General features: G+C 53.4%; 24 protein-coding genes. 20 read left to right on the top strand and 4 right to left on the bottom strand.

Features of this window, described 5'->3' with window-relative positions:
* The first annotated feature begins 2 nt into the window (after window positions 1-2).
* The 4 genes from KNP60_RS08460 (at window position 3) to KNP60_RS08445 (ending at window position 5,502) form a co-directional block, all read left to right on the top strand.
* The gene (locus KNP60_RS08460) at window positions 3-1,355 is read left to right on the top strand and encodes a DnaD domain protein (protein WP_034778203.1); all 1,353 of its coding nucleotides are present in this window, start codon (window positions 3-5) and stop codon (window positions 1,353-1,355) included.
* Window positions 1,356-1,360: 5 nt separating this feature from the next.
* Window positions 1,361-2,275 (top strand): primosomal protein DnaI, encoded by a 915-nt coding sequence (gene dnaI / locus KNP60_RS08455; protein ID WP_021065636.1) that lies wholly within the window; start codon window positions 1,361-1,363, stop codon window positions 2,273-2,275.
* A gap of 312 nt (window positions 2,276-2,587) precedes the next feature.
* On the top strand, window positions 2,588-4,525 hold the full coding sequence (gene thrS, locus KNP60_RS08450; protein ID WP_034778201.1) for a threonine--tRNA ligase: 1,938 nt from the start codon (window positions 2,588-2,590) through the stop codon (window positions 4,523-4,525).
* A 113-nt stretch (window positions 4,526-4,638) separates the two neighbouring features.
* Complete coding sequence (locus KNP60_RS08445; RefSeq protein ID WP_214797325.1) at window positions 4,639-5,502, top strand: DUF1002 domain-containing protein; 864 nt, start codon at window positions 4,639-4,641, stop codon at window positions 5,500-5,502.
* A 52-nt stretch (window positions 5,503-5,554) separates the two neighbouring features.
* Here the strand turns inward: KNP60_RS08445 and KNP60_RS08440 are convergent, their stop codons facing one another.
* Window positions 5,555-5,764 (bottom strand): hypothetical protein, encoded by a 210-nt coding sequence (locus KNP60_RS08440; protein ID WP_034778198.1) that lies wholly within the window; start codon window positions 5,762-5,764, stop codon window positions 5,555-5,557.
* A gap of 338 nt (window positions 5,765-6,102) precedes the next feature.
* Between KNP60_RS08440 and infC the strand changes: the two genes are divergently transcribed.
* The 9 genes from infC to pheT all read left to right on the top strand — a co-directional run bounded on the left by infC (window position 6,103) and on the right by pheT (window position 13,658).
* Window positions 6,103-6,633 (top strand): translation initiation factor IF-3, encoded by a 531-nt coding sequence (gene infC, locus KNP60_RS08435; protein ID WP_021065640.1) that lies wholly within the window; start codon window positions 6,103-6,105, stop codon window positions 6,631-6,633.
* Between the two features lie 30 nt (window positions 6,634-6,663).
* A complete protein-coding gene (gene rpmI / locus KNP60_RS08430; RefSeq protein WP_021065641.1) occupies window positions 6,664-6,858 on the top strand; it encodes a 50S ribosomal protein L35 in 195 nt (64 codons plus the stop codon).
* Between the two features lie 28 nt (window positions 6,859-6,886).
* Window positions 6,887-7,246: a 50S ribosomal protein L20 gene (rplT, locus tag KNP60_RS08425; RefSeq protein WP_021065642.1), complete on the top strand. Its 360-nt coding sequence runs from the start codon at window positions 6,887-6,889 to the stop codon at window positions 7,244-7,246.
* 86 nt (window positions 7,247-7,332) lie between these two features.
* Window positions 7,333-7,587, top strand: a complete 255-nt coding sequence (locus KNP60_RS08420) for a hypothetical protein (protein WP_214797281.1) — start codon at window positions 7,333-7,335, stop codon at window positions 7,585-7,587.
* Window positions 7,588-7,610: 23 nt separating this feature from the next.
* Window positions 7,611-8,093: a dUTP diphosphatase gene (locus tag KNP60_RS08415; RefSeq protein ID WP_214797280.1), complete on the top strand. Its 483-nt coding sequence runs from the start codon at window positions 7,611-7,613 to the stop codon at window positions 8,091-8,093.
* 25 nt (window positions 8,094-8,118) lie between these two features.
* Window positions 8,119-9,198, top strand: coding sequence for a M42 family metallopeptidase (locus KNP60_RS08410; RefSeq protein WP_214797279.1), 1,080 nt, complete (start codon window positions 8,119-8,121; stop codon window positions 9,196-9,198).
* Window position 9,199: 1 nt separating this feature from the next.
* Window positions 9,200-9,946: a TrmH family RNA methyltransferase gene (locus KNP60_RS08405; protein WP_034778188.1), complete on the top strand. Its 747-nt coding sequence runs from the start codon at window positions 9,200-9,202 to the stop codon at window positions 9,944-9,946.
* 301 nt (window positions 9,947-10,247) lie between these two features.
* Window positions 10,248-11,270, top strand: coding sequence for a phenylalanine--tRNA ligase subunit alpha (gene pheS / locus KNP60_RS08400; protein WP_034778187.1), 1,023 nt, complete (start codon window positions 10,248-10,250; stop codon window positions 11,268-11,270).
* 12 nt (window positions 11,271-11,282) lie between these two features.
* Window positions 11,283-13,658 (top strand): phenylalanine--tRNA ligase subunit beta, encoded by a 2,376-nt coding sequence (pheT, locus tag KNP60_RS08395; protein WP_214797278.1) that lies wholly within the window; start codon window positions 11,283-11,285, stop codon window positions 13,656-13,658.
* Window positions 13,659-13,700: 42 nt separating this feature from the next.
* On the opposite strand, the gene KNP60_RS08390 is transcribed toward pheT, so the two are convergent.
* The 3 genes from KNP60_RS08390 to rnhC all read right to left on the bottom strand — a co-directional run bounded on the left by KNP60_RS08390 (window position 13,701) and on the right by rnhC (window position 16,847).
* Window positions 13,701-14,723 carry a PTS sugar transporter subunit IIC gene (locus KNP60_RS08390; protein ID WP_034778182.1) on the bottom strand — a complete coding sequence of 341 codons (1,023 nt, stop codon included), beginning with the start codon at window positions 14,721-14,723 and terminating at the stop codon, window positions 13,701-13,703.
* Window positions 14,724-15,050: 327 nt separating this feature from the next.
* Complete coding sequence (locus tag KNP60_RS08385; RefSeq protein ID WP_138859206.1) at window positions 15,051-15,863, bottom strand: alpha/beta fold hydrolase; 813 nt, start codon at window positions 15,861-15,863, stop codon at window positions 15,051-15,053.
* A 72-nt stretch (window positions 15,864-15,935) separates the two neighbouring features.
* On the bottom strand, window positions 15,936-16,847 hold the full coding sequence (rnhC, locus tag KNP60_RS08380) for a ribonuclease HIII (protein WP_214797277.1): 912 nt from the start codon (window positions 16,845-16,847) through the stop codon (window positions 15,936-15,938).
* A 123-nt stretch (window positions 16,848-16,970) separates the two neighbouring features.
* Between rnhC and KNP60_RS08375 the strand changes: the two genes are divergently transcribed.
* The 7 genes from KNP60_RS08375 (at window position 16,971) to KNP60_RS08345 (ending at window position 25,029) form a co-directional block, all read left to right on the top strand.
* Window positions 16,971-17,372 (top strand): hypothetical protein, encoded by a 402-nt coding sequence (locus KNP60_RS08375; protein ID WP_034778175.1) that lies wholly within the window; start codon window positions 16,971-16,973, stop codon window positions 17,370-17,372.
* Window positions 17,372-17,893, top strand: a complete 522-nt coding sequence (locus tag KNP60_RS08370) for an NfeD family protein (protein ID WP_034778172.1) — start codon at window positions 17,372-17,374, stop codon at window positions 17,891-17,893. Before KNP60_RS08375 ends, KNP60_RS08370 begins: the two co-directional genes overlap by 1 nt.
* Window positions 17,894-17,896: 3 nt before the next feature.
* The gene (locus tag KNP60_RS08365; RefSeq protein ID WP_214797276.1) at window positions 17,897-19,411 is read left to right on the top strand and encodes a flotillin lipid rafts scaffold protein FloT; all 1,515 of its coding nucleotides are present in this window, start codon (window positions 17,897-17,899) and stop codon (window positions 19,409-19,411) included.
* Between the two features lie 138 nt (window positions 19,412-19,549).
* Window positions 19,550-20,521 carry a BMP family lipoprotein gene (locus tag KNP60_RS08360; protein WP_034778167.1) on the top strand — a complete coding sequence of 324 codons (972 nt, stop codon included), beginning with the start codon at window positions 19,550-19,552 and terminating at the stop codon, window positions 20,519-20,521.
* On the top strand, window positions 20,518-22,161 hold the full coding sequence (locus tag KNP60_RS08355; protein ID WP_214712729.1) for a methyl-accepting chemotaxis protein: 1,644 nt from the start codon (window positions 20,518-20,520) through the stop codon (window positions 22,159-22,161). Before KNP60_RS08360 ends, KNP60_RS08355 begins: the two co-directional genes overlap by 4 nt.
* Before the next feature lie 155 nt (window positions 22,162-22,316).
* Complete coding sequence (locus KNP60_RS08350) at window positions 22,317-22,886, top strand: helix-hairpin-helix domain-containing protein (protein ID WP_034778163.1); 570 nt, start codon at window positions 22,317-22,319, stop codon at window positions 22,884-22,886.
* 1 nt (window position 22,887) lies between these two features.
* Window positions 22,888-25,029 (top strand): ComEC/Rec2 family competence protein, encoded by a 2,142-nt coding sequence (locus KNP60_RS08345; protein ID WP_214797275.1) that lies wholly within the window; start codon window positions 22,888-22,890, stop codon window positions 25,027-25,029.
* Window positions 25,030-25,041: the final 12 nt, after the last annotated feature.

Here is a 25,041-nt window from a genome sequence, read left to right as displayed (position 1 = left end):
CCATGGAAAAAGAACGAATCCTGTACGGAACTGACGAACTGTTGATCATGAGCACCGGACTCATCGATCGCGAGTCGTATCAGTCGCTGTACCATTTATATCAGCCGGTCATCGGAGTGAAGGCGCTCGCGATGTATCAGACGCTTTGGAGCGAGCTGAAGCCCGGGAAGATGAAATCGAACTATATGTCACACAGCGCGCTTTGTGAGATGCTCGATTACTCGATCAACGAGCTGACGGACTGTCTGTTCCGGCTCGAAGCGATTGGTCTCGTCCGGACGTATAAGACGAAAGACGAGCGCTTGACCCAGTACGTGTATCAACTGCGGGTCCCGCTCGCACCCCATACGTTCTTGAATGACGGGCTGTTGTCGAGTTTCCTCTTCTATAAAGTCGGGGAAGTCCGCTTCAAACAGTTACAAGGTCGATTCACGATTGATCCGTTGCCGGCCGGAATCATTGAAGTGACAAAAGACTTTAATGAAGTGTTCGACGTCAAAGGGGTCAATCATATGGCGTTCACACAAAAGAACTACGAGAAACCTGACCGCGCCAAAATCGAGATCAACTATACGTTCGATATGGAAATCGTCAAAAAGTTGACGAACTTCCCCGTCGGCTTCTTCACGAAGAAGCTCGATGAGACGATCACGAAGCTTGCCTACGTCTCCCAAATCGATGAAGAGACGATGGCCGAGATGTTGAAGGAGTACTTCGTCCACGAGGCGTATCTACCGCTCAGCGAGCAAGAGAAACGCGACGGCTGCCGTCAGATGGTGTTGCAGTTGAAGAAAAAACAGACGCGCCATCGGAAAGTGAAGTCGGACGAGACGGAGAAGGCAGAAATCGGTGATTTGCATGACGTGACTGTCATGGAAGAAGCGCATCCGCATCAGTACGTGTCGACGTTACGGAAGACGCCACAGTTGTCGAAGAGCGACGAGCAACTCATCATCGACCTCGTCGATACGCTCGGACTCGCGCCAAGTGTTATCAACGCATTGTTCTATTACTGTATCGAAGTGAAGAAGCAGACCCGGCTCAGTGAGAACTACGTCATGCGGATCGCGACGAGTTGGAAGACGGCAGGCTATTTGAACGCCAAAGACGCGTTGGAACAAGAAGCGACGCAAGACGCGCTCATCGAGAAGAAACAGCAAAAGCGGGAGAACGTGCAACAGCGGACGACCGTCGGCTCGAGACGCAAAGACAAGACCGAGATGCCAAAATGGCTCGAGGACGAGGCGAAAGAGCAACGGACGTACGATCAAAAACGAAAACAAGAGCTCGAGGCATCGGTTCCAGACGACGCGGAACTCGTCAAGTTGTTAAATGAATTGAAAGAGAAAGGATGAGGGACATGGAACGCATCAATCAAACGCTCGCCCAAATGATGAACCGGAAAGAAGTGCGGGAAGCGTACGAATCGATTCGCCGGCGCACCCTCGAACATCCAGAAGTCGTCGCCTTTTTAAAGGCGCATCCGGAGTTAGACGAGACGGCGGTCGAGGTCGGCTTTACGAAGCTCAGTGAATATGCAGAACAGATGGACGGCAAGAAGCTCGTCGAGGAGCAAGCCGTCATCCCGGGCCATCAGCCGGTGCTCTATGTCGACCTCGGTCAAATCGCGATTCGTTATGAAGAGACGGTCAAGCATCGTCAAGCACGGCGCCAAAAAGAGATGGACCGGAAGTTTAAAAGCTTATTCTTGCCGGAAGAAGTGCGAGAGGCGAGCTTTGAATCGTTCGACTGGTCGGATGACGCCCGTAAAATCGCACTCCGTGAATCGATGCGGTTCGTCTCGGGCATGAAGACCCGCCAAAAAGTGAACGGCCTGTACTTACACGGCAGCTTCGGGGTCGGGAAGACGTATTTGCTTGCGGCGATCGCCAACGAACTGAAAGTGGCGGACATCGAGACGATTCTCGTCCACGCCCCGGGATTCGTCTCGGAAGCGAAACGGAAGATCCGGACCGATTCGTTCGACTCATTTTTGACGTCGTTCCAACACGTACCGGTGTTACTGATCGATGACATCGGTGCCGAGGCGATCAGTCCGTGGGTACGCGACGAGCTGTTCGGGATCATCTTGCAATATCGCATGATGCATCGCTTACCGACGCTTTACAGTTCGAACTTCAGCGGTGAAGAGCTCGAGACGCACTTCTCGATCGACGGTTCGCCGCAGAACAAAATGAAAGCCCAGCGGCTCATGCAGCGCATCTCGACGACGACGACACAAATCGAATTAAAAGGTGAGAACCGACGTCGGTAAAGGGATTGTATTTCTTGAACGAGTTGACTATACTAATAATCATATAACCGATGCATCGAAGAGGACATGAGACGTCGTCACGGGTTTCAAAGCGAGGGAAGACTGGTGAGAGCTTCCTAAACACGCCGATCGCCTTACTCCCTCAGAGCACCGTACGGGCCAATCGTGCGGCGATTCACACTCGTTATCGTGTGTTCGAGCCAAGCGTTACGCTTGGGAACGAGGGTGGTACCACGAGAATCAAAGCTCGTCCCTTTCACAGGGATGGGCTTTTTTTATTTATTTTTAAATGTAGAGAGGGGAAGTTGACACATGATTCAATTGACATTTCCAGATGGGGCCGTCAAAGAGTTTGAGGCAGGCATCACAGCAGAAGAAGTAGCAGGTTCGATTAGTCCAGGACTCCGAAAAAAAGCAATCGCCGCCAAAATCGATGGTGAGATGATCGATTATCGTCGTCCGATTGAACAGGACGGTAAAATCGAGCTCGTCATGCCGGATTCAGAAGAGGGCATCGACTTGATGCGCCACTCGTCAGCCCACTTGATGGCCCAAGCCATCAAACGGTTATATGGGGAAGAAGGTAGCATCTACCTCGGGATCGGACCGACGATCGAGAACGGTTTCTATTATGATATCGAGATGGATCGCCGCATCAACGAAGAAGATCTCCCGGAAATCGAGAAAATGATGAAGCGGATCGTCGACGAGAACTTGGACATCACACGTGAAGTCGTGTCGCGCGACGAGGCGCTCGAACGCTACAAGGCGCTCGGAGACCCGCTCAAAATCGAATTGATTGAAGATATCCCGTCGAGCGAGACGCTCACGATTTACCATCAAGGCGAATTTTTCGACTTATGCCGTGGGCCGCACGTCCCGTCGACATCGAAGTTGAAAGTGTTCAAGTTGATGAGCGTGGCCGGTGCATACTGGCGCGGCGACTCGGACAATAAGATGCTCCAACGCATTTACGGAACGGCGTTCGCGACGAAAGAACAACTCGCGGAACACTTGCGTCTATTGGAAGAAGCGAAAGAGCGCGACCATCGCAAGCTCGGGAAAGAGCTCGATCTCTTCTTCGTGTCGCAAGAAGTCGGTCAAGGCTTACCGATGTGGCTTCCGAAAGGTGCCTCGATCCGTCGGACGGTCGAACGCTATATCGTCGACAAAGAACTCGAGCTCGGTTACCAGCACGTCTACACACCGGTCCTCGGTTCGGTCGACTTGTATAAGACGTCTGGTCACTGGGATCACTATCAAGACGATATGTTCCCGAAAATGGAGATGGACAACGAGGAACTCGTCCTTCGTCCGATGAACTGTCCGCACCACATGACGATTTATAAACATGAGCCGCGCTCATATCGCGAACTCCCGCTTCGCATCGCCGAGCTCGGCGGTATGCACCGTTACGAGATGTCAGGTGCGCTCACAGGCCTCCAACGCGTCCGTTACATGGTGTTGAACGACGGGCACACGTTCGTCACGCCGGAACAGATGAAGCAAGAATTCAAAGATATCGTCCACTTGATTCAAGAAGTGTACGCTGACTTCGGCATCAAAGACTATCGTTTCCGCTTGTCGTACCGTGACCCGGCCGACAAAGAGAAATACTTCGACAACGACGCAATTTGGGAAACAGCCCAACGCCAGTTGAAAGAGACGATGGATGAGCTCGGTCTCCCGTATTTCGAAGCGGAAGGTGAAGCGGCATTTTACGGACCGAAACTCGACGTCCAAGTCCGGACGGCGCTCGGCAAAGAAGAGACGTTGTCGACGGTCCAACTCGACTTCTTGCTCCCAGAGCGGTTCGATTTGACGTATACCGGTCCTGACGGCAAAGATCATCGCCCGATCGTCCTTCACCGTGGGGTCGTCTCGACGATGGAACGTTTCGTCGCCTACTTGATTGAAGAATATAAAGGCGCATTCCCGACATGGCTCGCCCCGGTCCAAGTCAAATTGATCCCGGTCTCACACGTCCACGACGAATATGTCGCGGAAGTGAAAGCAGAGCTCGTTAAGCGCGGTGTCCGCGTCGAAACGGACCTTCGTGACGAGAAACTCGGCTACAAGATTCGGGAAGCACAGATGAAGAAAATTCCGATGACGCTCGTCCTCGGAGATAAAGAACGTGATGAGCGTGCAGTCAACATCCGTCGCTACGGACAACAAGAACAAGTATCGGCCACGCTCGATGAATTCTTGTCGTCACTTACAGCAGAGATCGCCAACCGTTCACGTTAATATGTCGACCATCCTTCATTGGAAGGGTGGTCGTTTTTTCGGTCTTGAGACGGATGCGGAAGACTTCACCAAACACGTATGGTAGAAGAAAGGAGTGATTCATCTTGAATTATATGAAACCATTAGTGGCGTTGACGATCGGTTCGATCGTCGCGACAAGCATGATTCCAAAAGTAAACGCAGAAGCCATCGTCGATGACACGATCGTCACACTCGGAGAGTCGTTATCGGCGAGCCAACGGGACTGGGTGCTCGAACGGGTCGAGGCACCGGCGGGGATTGAGCCGATCATCACGACCGCAGCCGATGAAGATAAATACTTAGGGGACGCCGTCCCTCAGGCGCAGCGCGGCGGGGGGATGTATTCATCAGCCCGCATTAAACTGACCGACGGGACCGGGCTCGATATCAAAACGGAGAATGTCACATGGGTGACCGAAGATATGTATGCGAATGCTCTCGTGACGGCAGGCGTCACGGATGCCGATATTTATATCACGTCGCCGATTCGCGTCACCGGGACGTCGGCGTTGACGGGCATCATGAAAGCCTATGATCAGACGGCCGCGGAGACAGGCATTCAATTGAGCGAGGAACGGAAAGACTTGGCGCAAGAAGAGCTCGCGGTCACATCTGAGATCGGGAAGACGGTCGGGCAAGAGGACGTGGCCGGACTCATGAACGAGATTAAAGCGGAAATTGCGAACAAGGCACCGGAGACGAACATTGAGATTCGCGATATCGTCATCCAAGTATTGAATCAAAACAACGTCCAACTGTCTGATACGCAGTTGACGCAATTGACGACGTTGTTCGAGAACATGCAACAGGCGAACCTCGACTGGGGTGCGATCAGCAATGGGTTACAAGGGGCCGGTCAAGACGTTCAAGCGTTCCTCGAGACGGAGGAAGTCCAAGGCTTCTTCGCCCGTTTGTTCGAAGCGCTCAGCAACTTCTTCAAGTCGTTGACGAATTGAACGGCTTTGAGTACATGACAAATGGTATTGAAAAAAGGGCCTCGGCCCTTTTTCAATACCATCGTTTATGGATATAGTCGCGAGCAGACTCGTGGTCGTCCACAATCTTCAACGTGATGCGGTTCATCTCTTCTAAAAGGTCTGTCAATACCGCTTCGAGCTTGGCATCACTCACGTCATGGTGGCGCATCGTCTCTTGTACGATGTGTTTGATTTGGTCGTGATAATCATGGTCACCTTTCACTTGCTGTCTCCAAGACACGGCCCATCCCTCCTTTTTTATTTTATTCCCTCGGAAAAGGTATTGCGAAACAACGAAATGACTGTTATCATCATAAAAGTGTGAGCTACCAATTATTCATGCGCGAATTCTTGACATCTTAATCCTATTGGTGTTAAGATGACATAGTGATTAAATACAACAAAGCAGAAGCGCCCGCTTCTCACCTCGTCCGAACAGCTTCGGTCAGGTCCATCATGTACGTGAAGCAGTTGAGCCTTGGTCTCTGCTGACTCCGAAATGATGTGTGGGCGGGAAACTGCCGACGCTTTTTTTATTGCCATGTTGTCTTATCAATCTAAAACTCGTGCAATCGCACGATGGAGGTGCTAACCATTAGCAAAGAGCTCTTTATCAACGAAAACATTCGTGCCCGTGAAGTTCGCTTAATTGGAGCGGACGGTGCACAACTCGGTGTGCAATCGCGTAATGAAGCATTACGTTTAGCAGAAGAGGCTGAACTCGATCTCGTCTTGGTCGCCGATAAAGCTAACCCACCGGTCGCTAAAATCATGGACTATGGGAAATACCGTTTCGAACTCCAGAAAAAGGAGAAAGAAGCGCGTAAAAACCAAAAAGTCATCCAATTGAAAGAAGTACGCCTCAGCCCGACAATCGAGGAAAACGATTTCCAAACGAAATTGCGTAACGCTCGCAAATTCCTTGAAAATGGTAACAAAGTGAAAGCGTCGATCCGTTTCCGCGGACGCGCCATCACACACTCGGAAATCGGCCGACGCGTTATGGAAAAATTGGCGGCGGAATGTGCCGACTTGGCAACAGTTGAGCAAAAGCCGAAGATGGAAGGACGCAGCATGTTCTTAGTGCTGGCTCCGAAGAAAGAAGATTAATCATCGAGTCATAGTGGGGAGGAAATACTCATGCCGAAAATGAAATCGCACCGTGGTGCTTCTAAACGTTTCAAACGTACTGCATCAGGTAAACTCAAGCGTTCACACGCTTACACAAGTCACTTGTTTGGTAACAAATCGACTAAAGCGAAACGTAAGCTCCGTAAAGGTGCTATCGTATCAGCTGGAGACTTCAAACGCATTCGCAACATGATCGCGAAGTAATACAGAAAGAATTTAGGAGGGAAACCATATGCCACGCGTAAAAGGCGGTTATACGACTCGTCAACGTCGTAAAAAGCAAATCAAGCTTGCCAAAGGTTATTTTGGCTCGAAACACATTCTATTTAAAGTAGCAAAACAACAAGTCATGAAGTCACTCATGTACGCTTACCGTGACCGTCGTCAAAAGAAACGTGATTTCCGTCGTCTTTGGATCACACGTATCAATGCGGCAGCACGCACAAACGGCCTCTCATACAGCCGTATGATGCACGGACTCAAGCTCGCAGGGATCGACATCAACCGTAAGATGCTTGCTGAGCTTGCTGTGACAGATGCACAAGCATTCGCGTCACTTGCTGATACAGCTAAATCAAAATTGAACGCGTAATCGTTCAATCGACAGCGCCGAGACCTTATCTCGGCGCTTTCTTTTTTCAGATTTTTTCCTTAAACTTAAGATAAGGAGGACGTCCCATGAATCAATCAGTCTTAGCCATCGTCGCATTGGCGCTCATCGTCTTGAACGTCTACACCTATGTGCAGGCGAAACGTTACACGCTCGGAGAAGGTGATTTCAATGTCTTGTACGCGTACGCAGGCGGTGCGATCGGTGCTCTGTTCGGACTTCATTTGACGCGTAAAAAGGCGGTTCATGCCCCAAAACGTGTTCAAATACAAGTATTGATTTTGGCAGTCGGCTGGTCTTTAATGATTTTAGTACTGCTTTGAATGGAGAATAGGAGGAGCAACCGGTGAACTGGACAACATTGTTTGATTGGCAGCGTGAATTAGATGAGCGGATCAAAGAAGAACATCAATTATCCGGGAACCAATTCGATGAGCGTTTGCTTGCTTTGCTCGTCGAGCTTGGTGAACTCGCCAATGAGACCCGTAGTTTTAAATTTTGGTCAACAAAGGGCCCGTCGCCTCAAGACGTGATCTTAGAAGAGTATGTCGACGGCATTCATTTCTTATTGTCGCTCGGACTTGCCCTCGGGTATGAACGTGATTCGTTCCCGGCAGGTAGCTCGTATCTTGACGCGACTGACGCTTTTTTAGACGTGTTCCGCAAAGTGACGAACTTTGGTTTGTCGAAGACGGAACCGATGTACGAGACGCTGATGGCGGCTTATCTCGAACTTGGCTATACGCTCGGGATCAATGAAGAGTTGATGGTGATGGCGTATATGGCGAAAAATGAAAAGAACCATGAGCGACAAAATCAAGGTTACTAATCAAAAATCGAAGGAGCGATGCCCCATGAACGAATCATTACATATGTTGAAACGCTTGACGGATGCCACAGGTGTCCCTGGAAATGAAGGCGAAGTCCGCTCACTCATGCGTGAGTATTTAGAACCTCACGTCGAAACGTTCGAACAGGATGGGCTAGGCAGTCTGTTTGGTCGAGTGACGGGCGATGCGGAAGGTCCGCGTGTCATGATTGCCGGTCATATGGACGAAGTCGGGTTCATGGTCACGCGCGTTGAAGAGGGCGGCTTCCTCCGCTTCCAAGCACTCGGCGGCTGGTGGAACCAAGTTCTCCTCGCACAGCGCATGGACGTCGTCACACGCTCGGGAGAGAAAATCCCAGGCGTCATCGGTGCCAAACCACCTCACGTCCTTCCGGTCGAGGCACGCAAAAAGCCGGTTGAAATCAAAGACATGTTCCTTGATATCGGTGCAACGTCGAAAGAACAAGTGGCCGAGTGGGGCATTCGTCCGGGCGATACGGTCGTCCCGCATTGTGAGTTCACGGTCATGAAGAACGAAGATTTCTTGATGGCGAAAGCATGGGATAACCGAATCGGTTGTGCCATCGCGATCGAGGCGGCGAAACGTTTGAAGAACGAACAAGTACCAGGTGTCGTCTACACAGGAGCGACGGTCCAAGAAGAAGTCGGGTTGCGTGGTGCCGTCACGGCCGCCAACTTGGTCAAACCAGACGTCGCCATCGCCGTCGATACAGGCATTCCTGGAGATACGCCAGGAATGACACCGGCAGAAGGATTGTCGAAACTCGGGGAAGGGGTCCAAGTCATCTTCTTTGATGCGACGACCGTCACGAACCCACGCCTCATCGATTTGATTGTCGACGTGGCCAAAGAGAACGACATCAAGTACCAATTGGATTTGACGCCGGGCGGCGGGACAGACGCAGGTCGGTTCCATTTGTCTGGAGTCGGGATGCCGGCCGTCGCGCTCACGGTGCCGGTCCGTTATTTGCATACGAATGTCTCAATCATTCACAAAGCAGATTATGAAGCAGCCGTCGATTTGGTCGTAGCGCTCACGAAACGACTCGACCACGAAACGGTTCAATGGTTGAAAGAGGGATAATATGACGAAAATCACGTCTACGAAAAGTGAGACGATCAAACGCTTAAAGCGTTTGATGACGAAAAAAGGCAGACAAGAGTCCGGACAATTTTTGGTCGAAGGCGAGCATTTGGTCGACGAGGCCATCCGTGCCGGACGTCTCGTCCAGCTGATTATGGGGGAGTCGTATACCCCGAAAGGATCATGGCGCCTTGATGAGATGCCTGTCCTCGAACTATCCGACCATGTGGCTGACTTATTGTCAGAGACAGAGAAAACACAAGGTGTGTTCGCCGTCGTCAAGATGGCCCCGGTCGAACGGAAGATGAAGCACGTCCTCGTCCTCGACCGGATTCAAGACCCAGGTAACCTCGGGACGATGATTCGCACGGCCGATGCGGCCGGATTTGACACGGTCCTCCTCGGCAAAGGGACGGTCGACCCGTTCAACGCCAAGGTCGTCCGGGCGACGCAAGGTTCGTTGTTCCACGTGAACGTGCGCTCGGTCGATTTGCTCGAGACGCTGCCAGAACTGAAGAGCGAAGGCTTCCATGTGTATGGGACCGCACTCGCGAAAGCGACGTCTTACGAACAAGTCGACTTCAAGGACAAAGTCGCGCTCGTCATCGGCAATGAGGCGCAAGGCGTCCATAACGACGTACTTGATTTATGTGACACGCGCGTTCATATCCCGGTTCTCGGCGATGCCGAATCATTGAACGCGGCTGTTGCGGCGGGCATCCTCATGTACCGGATCGCATTACAATAATCTTGTCAGCACTGAAAAATCGTGATAGGTTTATAACATCGAACAACATACCGAATAGACGTTGAAAGAGCATAGTACGCGAACTACCGAACGAGTACAGGGAGCATGGGCCGAGACTGCGAGCCGATGCCTTGGTCGGCGCCGAATTCACTCTCGAGTCGTGTTGGAGACAACACCGGGGTAGCATCCCGATATCGATGCTCTCAAGTGGGCCGATTTCGGCCAAGTAGGGTGGTACCGCGATTATTCGTCCCTTCAGTCATCGACTGGAGGGACTTTTTTTGTAGAGGAGGAAATAAGGATGAAAGAACAGTTAGAACAATTACAGCAAGAGGCATTGCATGAGATTCAGGCGGCTTCGTCGCAAAAAGAATTGAACGATGTCCGCATCAAATATTTAGGGAAGAAAGGTCCGATGACCGAGGTGCTTCGTGGGATGGGGAAACTTTCTCCTGAAGAACGTCCGGTCGTCGGAGAGTTGGTCAACACGGTCCGGACGACGATCCAAGACACGTTAGAGGCACGGATCGAGGAAGTGAAGGCGGTCGAACTTGAAGCGAAACTCGCGGCTGAGACAATCGACGTCACACTACCGGGTCGGACGGCGCTGCCGGGCCATACCCATTTACTTCAACAAATCGTCGATGAGATGGAAGACTTGTTCGTCGGGCTCGGCTATACAATCGCCGAAGGCCCGGAAGTCGAGACAGACCTGTACAACTTTGAGATGCTCAACTTGCCGAAAGACCATCCGGCACGTGATATGCAAGACTCGTTCTATATCACGGATGAGACGCTTCTCCGGACACACACGTCACCAGTTCAGGCCCGGACGATGCTCCAAGCCGACGGGAAACCGATTCGAATCATCTGCCCGGGGAAAGTGTACCGCCGCGACGAAGACGACGCGACACACTCACACCAGTTCATGCAAATCGAGGGGCTTGTCGTCGATGAGCACATCTCGATGGCTGATTTGAAAGGCACACTCGAAGTGTTCGTCAAGCAATTGTTCGGTGAGACGCGTGAAATTCGTCTTCGCCCGAGCTTCTTCCCGTTCACGGAACCATCAGTCGAAGTTGATATCTCTTGCTTCAAATGCGGAGGCAAAGGCTGCAACGTCTGTAAGGGAACAGGCTGGATCGAGATTCTCGGAGGCGGCATGGTCCATCCACGCGTTCTCGAGATGGCTGGCTATGACGCCACGAAGATGTCTGGATTCGCATTCGGGATCGGCGTCGAACGGATGGCGATGTTAAAACATGGAGTAGACGATATCCGTCACTTCTATACAAACGATCTACGTTTCATCGAGCAATTCTAAGGGGGAACACATATGTTATTATCGAAAAAATGGTTGAATCAATATATTGATGTATCAGACTTGAGCGGGCAAGAACTCGGAGACTTGATCACGAAGAACGGAATCGAAGTCGAGAGCGTCATCAGCCGCGCTGAAGGATTGTCAGGACTCGTCGTCGGTCACGTCCTCTCGTGCGAGAAACATCCCGAAGCGGACAAGTTGAACGTAACGACGGTCGATATCGGTGCGGACAGCCCGGTGCAAATCGTCTGCGGCGCACCGAACGTCGCGACCGGACAGCACGTCATCGTGGCGACGGTCGGAGCTCGTCTCCCAGGACTCAAAATTAAGAAAGCGAAACTGCGTGGTGTCGAGTCACAAGGCATGATTTGCTCACTCGAGGAACTCGGTTTTGAGAAGAAGCAGATTCGTGAAGATGAACAGGACGGCATCCATACGTTCCGTGAATCGGTCGAGGTCGGTGCGGACGTCATCAGCTTACTCGACCTTGACGACGAAGTGATCGAGCTCGGGTTGACACCGAACCGCTCGGATTGCTTGAGCCTATACGGAATCATCCATGAAGTCGCGGCCATTCTCGAGCGTCCTTACACGCTTCCGTCGGCAGATGTGACGACTGAAGCACCAAACGCGGTCAGTGTCCGTCTTGAGACAGACAACTGCCCGTACTACGCGACACGTCGCGTCGATGGTGTCACAATCGGAGATTCGCCACAATGGCTGAAGAACGTCTTGATTGCCGAAGGTGTCCGGCCGATCAACAACGTCGTCGATGTGACGAACTATGTCATGCTCGAGCTCGGCCAGCCGCTACATGCGTTCGATACGGCAAAACTCGGGACGACGATTGCTGTCCGTCAAGCGCATGACGGCGAAGAAATCGTCACGCTCGATGACGTGACGCGCACGCTCGATGCCTCGATGATGGTCATCACGGACGGTGAACGTCCTGTCGCCATTGCCGGCGTCATGGGCGGTGCGAACACAGAAGTCGATGCGACGACGTCGAGTATCATCCTCGAGTCGGCCTACTTCGCACCGGCATCGGTCCGGAAGACGAGCCGTACGCTCGGATTGCGTTCGGATTCGAGTGCCCGCTTTGAAAAAGGAGTCGACCCGGAACGGTTGCAACTGGCCCTCGACCGTGCCGCCGAGCTCATCGTTGAAGTGAGCGATGGCACGATCAGCGACATCGTCGTCGCTGGGGACAAAGCTTCAGCGGCCCGGACGATCGATGTCTCGGTCGCCTATATCAACCATCGCCTCGGGATGGACCTCGAACAAGCGACGATCGTCCGCATCTTGGAGCGACTCGGTCTCGACGTGACCGGAGACGAGACGTTGACGGTCCACGTACCGTCACGCCGGCCTGACTTGGAACTACCGGCCGACATCACGGAAGAAGTGGCGCGCCTCTATGGGTATGACAGTCTGCCGTCGACACTCCCGGCGTCGCGTTTAAAAGGGTACCTCCCACAAGAAAACGTGTTACGTCGCCGAGTTCGTCGTGTCCTTCAAGGGACAGGATTGTCGCAAGCGATCACGTACTCGCTCACGAGCGTCGGACACGCCGCACGCTTCAGTGGGGAAGGCTCGGACAAAGTTAACTTGGCGATGCCGATGAGCGAAGAGCGCTCAGTGCTCCGGACCTCTCTCGTCCCAGGTCTCCTCGAAGCGGCGCGATACAACACGTCACGCCAACAAGCGAACGTGCGCTTGTATGAAACAGGACGCGTCTACGTGGAAGAAGGCGAGACGTTACCACGCGAAACGGAACGTGTCGCTGGTGTATTGACGGGGCTTTGGTACGACCATCGCTCGCAAGGCACACGTGTCCCGGTCGACTATTTTGTTGCCAAAGGCATCGTCGATACGCTGTTGCATGCACTTCGCATCGACGCGACGTATGAGGCGGCGACGATTGCGGATATGCATCCGGGCCGGACTGCGAACGTCCTCGCGGACGGACGTGTCATCGGCTATGTCGGACAAGTCCATCCGGGCGTGTCAAAAGAAACTTACGGTTTGAAAGAAGTGTACGTATTCGAGCTCGACTTGGATGTGTTGCATCAGACGGCACAACTCGTCTACGAAGATGTGCCACGTTTCCCATCGATCTCACGCGACTTGGCACTCGTCTTGAAGCGGGATATCCCGGCGGGTCAAGTCGAAGCAACGATTAAACAGGCTGCCGGACCGCTCTTGATCGACCTCGCCTTGTTCGATGTCTATGTCGGGGAGAACGTAGGAGACGATGAAAAATCGATCGCCTTCTCGCTCAAATATCAAGACCCGACGCGGACGCTTCAAGATGAAGAAGTGACGGCGTCGTATGAAGCAATCCTTGCGGCCGTTCAAGCGGCCCACGGCGCAGAAGTTCGCGCCTAACCTAAAAAAGGTGTCCACCCCGTGTGGACACCTTTTTTGAGTTTACTGGACCTCGAGAGCCAAGTCGCCGAACTTCGTCCAACCGACGAGGCATGTCACTTTATACAACAGGAGCGTGATGACGGCCGGGAGGACGACACCCGTTCCGACGAAGATGAGGAACGCGTCCATTCCTTGCGCGGCAAGGATGTTGAGCGGGGCGATCAACGAGTTGAGGCCGAGCCCTGCGATCTCATACGGGACCTCGAGCGAGAAGACGAGCGTCGCGATCGGAGCGCTGATCATCGCCGCGATAAAAGGTGGCATGACGACGCGAGGGTTTTTGACGACGTTCGGGAACTGCACTTTCGGTGTGACGAAAAACGAGGCGACCAACCCGCCCGGATCCGTTTGGCGATACGCCATAAGGGTGAAGCCGACGAACTGGGCCGTACATCCAATCAACGCGGCGGCGCTGGCGACCGGGTCGAGCTGGAGCGCGATGGCGAGTGCGGCCGATGAAGCAGGCGACATGAGCATGACGCTAAAGACGAGCGCGATGACGAGCGATGTCGCGATTGGAGACGTATTGACCGATGCGGTGATGCTCGCACTGATCGAGTTGATGAGCGGTGTCGTGACGGCGGCTGCCCCGACCCCGACGATCCCGCCGCCGAGGACGGCTGTGACCGGGACGACCATCATGTCGAACTTCGTCTTGCCGAGGACACGTTTACCAAGCCAAACTGCAGCCGCGGCCGCGATTAAAGCACTGATCGGTTGACCAGGTACGAGCACGAGCCCGCTCTCGGTCGGTTGGAGCGCCGCACCACCGACGGTTGCCGCAATCATCGCACTGAACAAAACGAGGGTATTGCCGCCGAGCTGGTAGGCGACACCGGCACCGAGTGCCGGGGCGAGCAACGATTTCGCGACTTGCCCGATCAAGACGAGTGTCTCGATGCCGGCCATCTTCCCAATCGTTTCAATCAAGAGTCCGACCCCGAGCGTGACGAGGACGGCGCTTGCCATTCCTGCTGATATTTTGATCATCCGATCCATTGCGTACTGTTTCACTTCCATCATCTCCTCTATGTGTATCGTTCCAATAAAAAAACCTATCCAGATTGGATAGGCGCGTCGGTCAAACCATGAGCGCCTCGTCCGAAACCATCGAAACAAGGGCCCAAAAATTCGTCTCGGTCATCGAGTCGATTTTCAGTCCCTCAGTCGAATAATAATCAGTAGGCCGTGTTGTGCATGGGTTTTCATCAGTGCCAGCTCCTCCGTTTGTTAAGATTTGTCTAAGAGTAACACGATATTTTTCAATAATCAATATTTTCTGAAAATTTATTTGAAAAAAATTGAAAACCGCTCAAAAAGAAAGACGGCCCCGTGCAGGACCGTCTTTCTTTAAGATGTGCTGGCGGCGAGTGAGCCGACTTGTTGATCGATGAACGCCATCGAGATCGAATTGAAGTGATCGGGTTGGTCGACGTTGACGACATGACCCGAGTCCGAGACGACCTGGACGCGAGCCGTCGGTTGATGTTTCGCGGTCCGTTCGACAGCTTCGAGGAACATGTAGTCCTCATCACCCATAATATAGAGAATCGGTACGTTCGTCTCGATTGACGAGAAGTGACGAAGCAACGGATTCATATTCTCGGTCATCTTGAACCAGCGGATGAACTCGCGCTGGCATAGGTTGGCCGCGTCGCGGACGAACATCATCCGTGATTTTTTATGACGTTTTTTTGGTAGCAAGATCCACGCGAACAACTGATACAGCCACATGTACGGCACGAAGCTCTGCACGAGACTGCCAAGTCGAATCAACAACGTCGAGCGGACGTTGAACTTGACGATGGCCCCACCGAGCACGACGGAAGCGATTCGTTCCGGATGGTGCTCGAACATCGCCTGGATGACGATTGTCCCGAGCGACAGGCCGACCATATGTCCTTTTTCAATCTTCAAATGATCCATGACTTCGACGACGTCTTCGACGACGACGTCGAGCGTATATGCGTTCAGCGGTTGGTTCAACGACTGTTCTTCGTTGTACGAGCCGCCGTGTCCACGGAGATCGAGCAAGAGCACGTTATATTTTTTTTTGAACGGCCGAATTTGACGATACCAATGCGACAGACTTCCACCCGCGCCATGGATGAAGATGACCCAAGGATGGTCGTCGCTTAAAGTGTACGTTTTATAATGCAACATGAACGCTATCCTCCAAAAATTTTTAAGTTCATTAAACCCTAAAATTAATATACCATATCTTCGAAGTGAGGACTATCGTTTCAGCTCACTCAAACGGATCGCTTTCTTCGTGTTGGCGAAGTGGACTTTCGCCACTTCGTTCAAACGTTCTTGACCGTAACGGATGATCAACTCGGCAGCGACTTGATCGACTTTGGCACCGGCCCCTTTCGGTAACGTGACCCCGAGTGTCGCGCTTAACTTGTCCATTTCTTTTAAGAACAAGGCCCGGGCGAGGATCGAGGCGGCGGCCACGGCGACGTGCAGTCCTTCCGCTTTCGTCGAGAAATAGACGTCGTCTTTGACGACCGCCTTTTCAGATCGCAAATGGTTGTAATAGACGTTCTTTTCAGCGAACTGATCGATTAAAATCGCGTCCGGTGTCGCATCGAGCTTCTGTAATAAGGCCGACAAGGCGGCATTATGAGCGATGGCCGTCATTTTACCTTGTGTCATCGTCCGCTGCATCTTATTATACGCCGGATTGTGCAGCGTCGCTTTCTGATAGGTGATGGTAACATGTAAATCTTTGGCGATGCGGACGATCTCTGTATCGGACAATAGTTTTGAGTCTTTGACCCCGAGCTCTTTGACAAGGGCGATTTTCTCTTTCGGCACATAGGCGGCGACGACGACGAGCGGGCCGAAATAATCTCCTTTTCCGACTTCATCGCTCCCGATGACAGACCAGTCCGAAAAGCCTTCCGGTAGAACGGTTTTAGGCACACTTGGTTCTTTCTTTATACTCGTTCCCCATTTTGCGGCCTCGCTGTCGGCCTCGCGTCCTTGGAACATGACTTTACCCGAATTGTAGACCGTAATCACACACTGAGGTGTTTTGGCACTGAATCGTGCATGGGGCGGTGGATTGACCGCGTGGGCCCGATAACTCGCGATGAGTTCTTCTTGGGCCGCGGTCGACAATTTGATGACTTGATTGCCCAACGTGAGCACTTCCTTTCTAACTCTAGCAAATCAATCTTACATTTTTTTTAGATATTTTGAAACCAAAGTTTCGCTCTAAACGTATAGACAAGTGAGTAAAGAAAGAAGTGAGGTGAGTCGGAGATGTGGTGGCGCGATGACACGGATGAAGATGAGGCGGGATCTCTCTATAAACATATTCTCGAGCTAGAGGCTAGGATTGCGAAGCTGATCGCCCATCAAGTCAGGGTGCGTCGCCTGCTGATGCAAGAATCGTCGGCCGCGGCGACCGAACAAATCATTGCGCTGCAAGCGGAAGTCGATCATTTTTTATCGCTATTGCGACAAGAGCGAGCGGAAGCGGTCGATCGCTACGACCGCTTGCGTCTCGAACAGACGTTAGGACGTGTGCGGCAGGTGGTCGATCAACCGACCCGGCCTTTGTCCGAATGGGACACGATCGAGCAAGCACTCGCACTCGAAGTCGAACATTTGCGTCGTGTTCTTTCCTATGAACGACAGCGTCGCGCCGAGGAGGAGTGGTAATGGAATCGTTAGATCAGCTGTATTGGTGGGTACTCATCATCGCCGGTCTCGGTACATTTTTGTACATGTTATTTTCAGATGCGTTTGATTTATTCGATGGTTGGTTCAATCCAGCGGTCATCCTGTCATTTTTAGCACTCGGTGCGGGCATCGGCCTCATTTTGAACGCGCTCGCCCATGTGTCCCCGATGATCGGGCTCGCCGTCGCACTCGTCGGATCGTTCGCGCTCACGACGCTCCTGTACTTATTCGTCCTATTGCCGTTATCGAACGCGGAAGAATCGATCGGGATGACCGATGAATCGCTCGTCGGACTTGTCGGACGGTTGACCGTCCCCGTTCCGGAAGGCGGTTACGGGGAAGTACTCGTCGAATCGGTCATCGGTTCGATTTTAAAGACGGCTCAAAGTGTGGACGGCAAAGCGATTCCGAGTGATCGACGGGTCATCATCATCGAAGTCGAACGAAACATTGCGGTCGTCATGGAATATGACGAGCCGACAATCCGAAAGGAGTTTTAACTTATGAGCACAGCCATATTAGCCAGTATTATCGTCGGGGTGATTTTGCTCGCCTTGATTTTCGTCTTCGTGTTGAAGTATCGCACGGTCGGACCAGATGAGGCGCTCATCGTCACCGGCAGCTACTTAGGGAAAAAGAACGTCCATAGCGACGCGTCGGGCAACCGTGTAAAGATTATCCGGGGGGGCGGAACGTTCGTCTTGCCGGTGTTCCAGCAAGCGGAACCGCTCAGCCTTCTTTCGAGCAAACTTGAAGTAACGACGCCGGAAGTGTACACCGAGCAGGGCGTACCGGTCATGGCGGACGGTACGGCCATCATCAAAATCGGTGGCTCGATCAGCGAGATCGCCACGGCGGCCGAGCAGTTCCTCGGCAAACCGAAAATCGAACGCGAGAACGAGGCGAAAGAAGTGCTCGAAGGTCACCTCCGTTCCATCCTCGGTTCAATGACAGTTGAAGAGATTTATAAGAACCGTGATAAGTTCTCACAAGAAGTCCAACGCGTCGCCTCACAAGACTTGGCGAAAATGGGGCTCGTCATCGTGTCGTTCACGATTAAAGATGTTCGTGACAAGAACGGCTATCTCGAATCACTCGGGAAACCACGAATCGCGCAAGTGAAACGCGATGCTGATATCGCAACGGCCGAAGCGGACAAAGAGACACGCATCAAACAAGCAGAAGCGATGAAAGACGCGAAGAAAGCTGAACTCGAACGAGCTTCGGAAATCGCAGAAGCCGAGAAAGAGAACCAGCTCCGCATCGCCGCCTATCGTCGTGAGCAAGACGTCGCCAAGGCCCGGGCCGACCAAGCGTATGAACTTGAAGAAGCCCGCGCCAAACAAGAAGTCACCGAGCAACAGATGCAAGTCCAAATCATCGAGCGTCAAAAGCAAATCGAGCTCGAAGAGAAAGAAATCATGCGTCGTGAGAAACAATACGATTCAGAAGTGAAGAAAAAGGCCGACGCCGACCGCTATGCGATCGAACAGTCAGCAGAAGCCGACAAGGCGCGTCAAATCGCCTCGGCCGATGCCGAGAAATATCGTATCGAAGCTGAAGCGAAAGCTGACGCCGAACGCGTCCGTCTCGCCGGTGTGGCCGAAGCGGACTCGGAACGGGCCAAAGGGGAAGCCGAAGCCGAGATTATCCGCTTGACGGGTCTCGCCGAAGCCGAAGCGAAACAAAAAATCGCCGAAGCGTTCGAACAGTATGGACAGGCTGCCATTCTCGACATGGTCGTCAAGATGCTTCCGGATTATGCGAAACAGATTGCAGCACCGCTTGGCAATATCGACAAGATTACGGTCGTCGATACGGGCAGCGGCAAAGATGGGGGTGCCGGCAAAGTCACAGGCTACGCCACAGACTTGATGGCATCGCTCCAACAGACGCTCAAAGCGTCGTCAGGAATCGACATGAAAGATTTACTCGACAATTTTGCCGGAAAAGGCAACGTCCAACCGAGCGCGAATCGCGAATTGAGCGAATCGACGTTCGTCGCGACGGAAGAGTGAGCCGAGAGCCGCAGACAATCGTCTGTGGCTCTTTTGTTTCGCACGGATTGCCCTAAATTTGAAAGGAAAGACTTCAAACTCGATTGGTTTCTGACGATAAGGGAGATGTCAGACCATTAGAGAGAGGAAGTAGCTATTATGAAGAAATCACTCATCATCGGCTTGTTGGCCGCATGTGTGACTTGGTTGCCCGGTTGTCAGTCTGTCATCGATCAACCGGAACAAACCGTGGAAACACGTCAATCGATGGGCGTCGTCTTGTCCGATGTTGGTCTCGGGGACCAATCGTTCAGCGACGCGGCGATGCGCGGCATGGGGCAACTCCGGGAGACAGGGAAATGGTTCGTCGACTATCGCGAGCTTGCCGAGACGGAGACGTATAAAGCGGGGTTCGAACAGCTCGTCGCGGACGGACATGATGTTATCATCGGTCTTGGTTTCGCATGTCAGACGGATCTTGAAGCGGTGGCGGCCGAACATCCAGAGCAACAGTTCGCGTTGATTGATGCCGTATCGACGTTACCGAACGTCATCTCGGTGACGTTCCAAGAGACGGAAGGCAGTGCACTCGCCGGGGCAGTCGCGGGGCTCGAGACGGAATCGAATAAAATCGGTTTCATCGGGGGTGTCGACAACGAGCTGATTCAAAAATTCGGGACCGGCTTCGAGCTCGGTGCAAAAGGCGTGAATGAAGACGTAACGATGCTCGTCGATTACGCCAACGATTTTGCCTCGCCTGAAATCGGACGTAAGTTGGCAGAGAAACAGATTGAAGCCGGAGCGGACGTGCTGTACGCCGCTGCAGGACTGACAGGGGTCGGTGTCTTAGAAGCAGCGGAACGGAACGGCGTGAAAGCGATTGGCGTCGATAGCGACCAATCGATGATCGCACCGGACGCGGTCATCACGTCGATGTTGAAACAAGTCGATTTGGCCATCGTCGAAATCGCGGATCGGGTCGAAGCGAAGGCGTTCAACGCTCACGTCGAACTCGGGATCGATCAAGGCGGTGTCGGTTTGGCCGCTCTTCGTCGTGTCCAATGGGATGACGACGAGACAAAACGGTTCGAGGCGTTTCAGAAACAGTTGATGGAGGGGACGCTGAAATGAGCTTACGGAAACGGTTCATCTTTTCGACCGTGTTCACGGTCTTATTGATTGTCTTGATGATGAGTTATGTCTTGTCGACGTTGAATCGTCTGCAAACTTATAACGAGCAGTACGGCACCCAGATGATTGAGTTGTCCCAACTCGAGACGTCGCTCTTGCAGGAGCAGTCCCTTTGGACCTCGCTCGGTGAGCAGATGAGTCAATCGACGCTCACACAGCTCGAGCGGATTCGGACGACAAACACGGAGACGTTTACGACATTGAAACAAACGTATCTTATTCCTGAATTTGCGAACCACCTCGAACGCGCGACGATGAAATACGAGCGGATCGGAGCGGAGGTCGAGGCGGCCGAGGCCGGCGGAATCGCCGCCCGAATTCAAGCGGCGAAGCTTGAAGGGGTATTGAACGATGTGAATACGCTCCTCTTGAAAAATGGAACATTCTACGAGGCGTTACAAGCCGAGGCGGCGAGTGAGACGAAACGTCTCCTGCTCGTGTCCGTATTGTTGACGGTCTTTGTCATCGTCGCGCTCAGTGTATACAACTTCTTCTTCGCCCGCTCGATCACCCACCCGCTCGAACGTAACGTCGAGGCAGCGGAAGCGATCGCGGCCGGACGATTGATCACGCTGCCGGATTCGACGCGACGTGATGAAATCGGACGCTTAGAACGAGCGATGCGGGAAATGACGATGTCGCTCCAGACGGTCATCGGTTCCATCCGTGTCACGTCGATGAAAGTGAACGATATGACAGAGACGGCGGCAGCTGAGAACGAGGCCGTGGTCAGTACGACATCGAACATCACGAATGCCGTCGATGAGATGGCGAACGGGGCCCAGTCGATTGCGACCGAACTGCAAGAGACACTTGAATCGGTCGGCATCATGGCGACCTCGTTCGAGACAAGTTTGAACCAGACGAAGCAGACGACCGAACAGACGTCTGAGATGACACGCGAAGTCGCAGCCGGCATCGAGACGTTGACGGACCAGGAAGCGATTTTAGCACGTTCGAGCGAACGTAACGCATCGCTCGTCAACCGGATGGATGATTTCGCCCGGAAAACAGAAGAAATCGAAAAAATGGCGAAGCTCGTGGAAGATGTCGCCGCCCAGACGAACTTGCTCGCCTTGAATGCGGCCATTGAGGCTGCACGGGCAGGGGAGGCAGGACGAGGTTTTGCAGTCGTCGCCAGCGAAGTGAAGAAATTGGCAGAGGAGAGCAACGTCGCGACACGTTCCATCTTTGGTGTCGTCCAGACGATCCGGGACGAGGTCGTCCGCTTGACGGACATGGTCGAAGAGTCGAGTCGGGAACAGACGGCACAGCTCGAGGCGTTCGGAATGACGAAGCAGGCGTTCAATCGAATCCATGACCGCACGGACCACGTCGCCTCGTTTGTCAGTACGATTGAACGCGAGATGGTCGCGTCGAGTTCGGAAGTGACGAACGTCTTGAAACGGGTCGAGGAAGTGAGCGGTGTCACCGAGGAACTTGCGGCGGGGAACGAAGAAGTCGCAGCCTCGATGAAAGAACAGCAAGCGAGCTTCGATCAGATTTTCGCCTTGATGCAAGAGTTAGAAGGACAAGCCGCGGCACTCGCGAGCCAAGTCCAACATTTTGAAGAGCACTGAGACAAGTTTCGGCTTGTCTCTTTTTTGTCGTCTCGCTATGTACGGGAAGCGGATGCCTTCGTCCGATAGGCGCGTGGAAAACGACGAGTTCGGCCTCGGCACAGATGACAACGTTTCTTCATACTATAGAAAAGACTCGCTCGAGGAGGGGACGTATGGAGAAGTGGAAACGATATGTCGTCGTGCTGCTGATCGGACTGTTTATCGGGGTGGGCTATATGTTTTATTCGAAAGAACCGGAGACGCCGATGGTCGAACAGTTCGTTGCGACACCCGAACCGGAAGTCGAGCCGAGCGTCCCGACCGAAATCGTTGTCTATGTGACCGGGGCGGTCGAGGCACCGGACATGTATACGATGCCACAAGGGGCGCGTGTCGGTGACGTGTTGTCACTCGCTGTCTTGACGGATGAGGCCGACCCCGAACAATTGAACTTGGCCCAACTGCTCGTCGATGGGACGAAAGTGAGCGTCCCGAAAAAAGGGGAGACGGTCGTTGTGCCGGCCGCTGAAGAAGCGAGCGGGGGGACGAACGGGGTCCATGTCAACAGTGCGACGAAGGACGAACTGATGACCGTACCGGGCATCGGCCCGGCCAAAGCCGAGGCGATTCTCAATCATTTGAAACAACATGGGCCGTTCAAGTCATACGAAGAGATTGGCAACGTCAAAGGATTCGGGGAGAAGACGTTAGAAAGCATGGAAGGCTATTTATTGGTCCCGTGACATGCCGCTGTATCCACTATTGCCGATCAGCCTATTGATTGCCGGGATGTACGGGTCGGTCGCCCTCTGCCTCCTGTTGTCTGTCGCCATCGCGTTCACCTGTCGCGGTCAATCCGTCTATACGCATATCGGCGCCGTCCTGCTCGTCCTGTTCGTGTTCGTACGTCCTGACGCCGAACCGTTGCCGGAGGACGGGCCCTATCTGTTCGCCATCGAGAGCCGGCGGGACAACGGACTATCAGCGCGACTGTATGGACAAATCGACGGCACGGAAGGTGTGTTGACCGGTCGTGACCTCGCGCTCGGTCGTCCCGGAGAGACGTGCCTCGTCACGTTCACGCAAACCCCGTTCGCACCGCTGCGTAATACGGGCGGATTTAATGAGGCGGCGTGGGCGCTCGGAGCCGGTCTGACGTTCAAAGGGAGTGACGTCGCCATCGAGGCGTGTCGTCCGAGTGACGGGATAGCGGGGCGGATGCTCCGCTGGAAAGAACGGCAGCTCGCGAGAATCGAGGCGACGTATCGACCAGATGTGGCGCTATATATGGAGGCGTTATTGTTTGGGGAGAGCCGATTGCTCGATGAGGACACCTCGTTCTCTTACCGGGTCACGGGTCTGCTTCATCTGCTCGTCATCTCCGGGTCACATATCGCGCTCCTCGTTTTGGCGTTCCGTTGGCTGATGCGCGGTTTGCCGTTTCGTCAGGAGACGAAGACGCAACTCATCATCGCCGCGGTCACGCTGTTCGGCTGGCTGACCGGGTTTTCGCCACCGGTCGCACGGGCCGTTCTCGTCGCCGATCTGTTGCTCGGGTTGTCGCTGTTCGGCTACCGTGTCCGTGACCCGATTCGGTTACTGAGTTGGTGTGCCGCGATGCTACTCGCCGTGCAACCTTATCTGTTCTGGAATCTAGGGTTTCAATTGACGGTCGCGATGACGCTATTTTTGCTCGTGACCCGGTCGATTTGGAAGGGGCCGTTCGGATTGGCCATCTATGCGCAATGGTTCGGTCTCATCTTCCTATGGCCCGTGCAACCAATTTTATCGATGTTGGCACCGGTATATAACGTGCTCGTCGGGCTGTTGATCTCTTGGTTCATCATCCCGATCACACTGCTCTCGTACCTCGTACCGACGGCCGAACCACTCCTCTATCCGGTCCTCGACGGGTTGAACGGGACGTTCCAACTGCACCATGACTGGCAGCCGTGGCTCCCGTTGCACGAGTTCACGTTTTGGCACGCTGTAACGCTCGCTGCCGTGCTGTGGGGTGGGTTGATCTTACTCGAATGGAAGCGCTGGACGGGCTGGGCGCTGGCCATCAGTTCCCTTTTCTTCCTTCACGTCTCGTTGGAATGGACCGAACAGCCACGCGTCACATTTTTGGATGTCGGGCAGGGCGATGCCATCGTCGTCGAGTATGGTGATGTGACCGGGGTCATCGATGTCGGCGGAGTGTTTCAAGACCCGAAGGAATCGAAACGGTCCACGTATGATCCGGGAGCGGATGTCGTCGCCCCGTATATATGGAAGCGAGGGGAGACGCGTCTCGATTTCTTGCTGCTCACCCATGCCGATCATGATCACGTCGGCGGACTGTCCGGTTTGCTCTCGTCCATCGAAGTAGATGAGGTGTGGCTCTCGGCGGAAGTAGCGGGTCAAGGCAAACGAGACGAGTTACTGGCCGAGCTGGCGGCCTATCAAGTCCCGGTCCGGCTCCTGTCGAGCGGGGACAGGCCGTACCCGTGGATGTGGGTCGTCGCCCCGGACGAGTCAGGAGAGGATGAGAATGCGAACTCGGTGTCACTGTTCATGAAAGTCGGGGACCTCACTTATTTATTGACCGGAGACTTACCGGACAGACGGGAAGGGATGATCCCCACCGTCGATGTCGATGTATTCAAGCTCGGACATCACGGGGCGGACTCATCCTCGAGTCGTGAGTTGATTGAGCGGGTCGATCCGGAATGGATTGTCGTCAGCGTCGGGGCGAACAATCGCTACGGTCACCCCCACCCCGACACGTTAGAGCGAATCGAAGGAAGACGGTTATTGCGGACGGACGAGGACGGGATGGTCGTCTGTGAACGAAATCGCTGTCGCGGGATCGTAACGAGGGGGGTCACTCCAAGAAATCTATGATAAACTAAAAAA

The sequence above is a fragment of the Exiguobacterium sp. s5 genome (genome assembly GCF_018618075.1).
GTDB lineage: Bacteria > Bacillota > Bacilli > Exiguobacteriales > Exiguobacteriaceae > Exiguobacterium > Exiguobacterium mexicanum_A.
The sequence above is the reverse complement of the archived record's forward strand: the minus strand, read 5'-3'. Positions and strand labels throughout refer to the sequence as shown.

What these genes read in the sequence shown, in the direction of transcription:
- KNP60_RS08390 (WP_034778182.1), bottom strand. Translation starts at nt 14,723, where the DNA reads ATGATGGAAGTGAAACAGTACGCAATGGATCGGATGATCAAAATATCA.
- infC (WP_021065640.1), top strand. Translation starts at nt 6,103, where the DNA reads ATGGAGGTGCTAACCATTAGCAAAGAGCTCTTTATCAACGAAAACATT.
- KNP60_RS08405 (WP_034778188.1), top strand. Translation starts at nt 9,200, where the DNA reads ATGACGAAAATCACGTCTACGAAAAGTGAGACGATCAAACGCTTAAAG.
- KNP60_RS08445 (WP_214797325.1), top strand. Translation starts at nt 4,639, where the DNA reads ATGAAACCATTAGTGGCGTTGACGATCGGTTCGATCGTCGCGACAAGC.
- KNP60_RS08355 (WP_214712729.1), top strand. Translation starts at nt 20,518, where the DNA reads ATGAGCTTACGGAAACGGTTCATCTTTTCGACCGTGTTCACGGTCTTA.
- KNP60_RS08365 (WP_214797276.1), top strand. Translation starts at nt 17,897, where the DNA reads ATGAGCACAGCCATATTAGCCAGTATTATCGTCGGGGTGATTTTGCTC.
- KNP60_RS08385 (WP_138859206.1), bottom strand. Translation starts at nt 15,863, where the DNA reads ATGTTGCATTATAAAACGTACACTTTAAGCGACGACCATCCTTGGGTC.
- pheS (WP_034778187.1), top strand. Translation starts at nt 10,248, where the DNA reads ATGAAAGAACAGTTAGAACAATTACAGCAAGAGGCATTGCATGAGATT.
- rplT (WP_021065642.1), top strand. Translation starts at nt 6,887, where the DNA reads ATGCCACGCGTAAAAGGCGGTTATACGACTCGTCAACGTCGTAAAAAG.
- KNP60_RS08420 (WP_214797281.1), top strand. Translation starts at nt 7,333, where the DNA reads ATGAATCAATCAGTCTTAGCCATCGTCGCATTGGCGCTCATCGTCTTG.
- KNP60_RS08370 (WP_034778172.1), top strand. Translation starts at nt 17,372, where the DNA reads ATGGAATCGTTAGATCAGCTGTATTGGTGGGTACTCATCATCGCCGGT.
- KNP60_RS08375 (WP_034778175.1), top strand. Translation starts at nt 16,971, where the DNA reads ATGTGGTGGCGCGATGACACGGATGAAGATGAGGCGGGATCTCTCTAT.
- KNP60_RS08345 (WP_214797275.1), top strand. Translation starts at nt 22,888, where the DNA reads ATGCCGCTGTATCCACTATTGCCGATCAGCCTATTGATTGCCGGGATG.
- KNP60_RS08350 (WP_034778163.1), top strand. Translation starts at nt 22,317, where the DNA reads ATGGAGAAGTGGAAACGATATGTCGTCGTGCTGCTGATCGGACTGTTT.
- KNP60_RS08410 (WP_214797279.1), top strand. Translation starts at nt 8,119, where the DNA reads ATGAACGAATCATTACATATGTTGAAACGCTTGACGGATGCCACAGGT.
- thrS (WP_034778201.1), top strand. Translation starts at nt 2,588, where the DNA reads ATGATTCAATTGACATTTCCAGATGGGGCCGTCAAAGAGTTTGAGGCA.
- KNP60_RS08460 (WP_034778203.1), top strand. Translation starts at nt 3, where the DNA reads ATGGAAAAAGAACGAATCCTGTACGGAACTGACGAACTGTTGATCATG.
- rpmI (WP_021065641.1), top strand. Translation starts at nt 6,664, where the DNA reads ATGCCGAAAATGAAATCGCACCGTGGTGCTTCTAAACGTTTCAAACGT.
- dnaI (WP_021065636.1), top strand. Translation starts at nt 1,361, where the DNA reads ATGGAACGCATCAATCAAACGCTCGCCCAAATGATGAACCGGAAAGAA.
- KNP60_RS08360 (WP_034778167.1), top strand. Translation starts at nt 19,550, where the DNA reads ATGAAGAAATCACTCATCATCGGCTTGTTGGCCGCATGTGTGACTTGG.
- pheT (WP_214797278.1), top strand. Translation starts at nt 11,283, where the DNA reads ATGTTATTATCGAAAAAATGGTTGAATCAATATATTGATGTATCAGAC.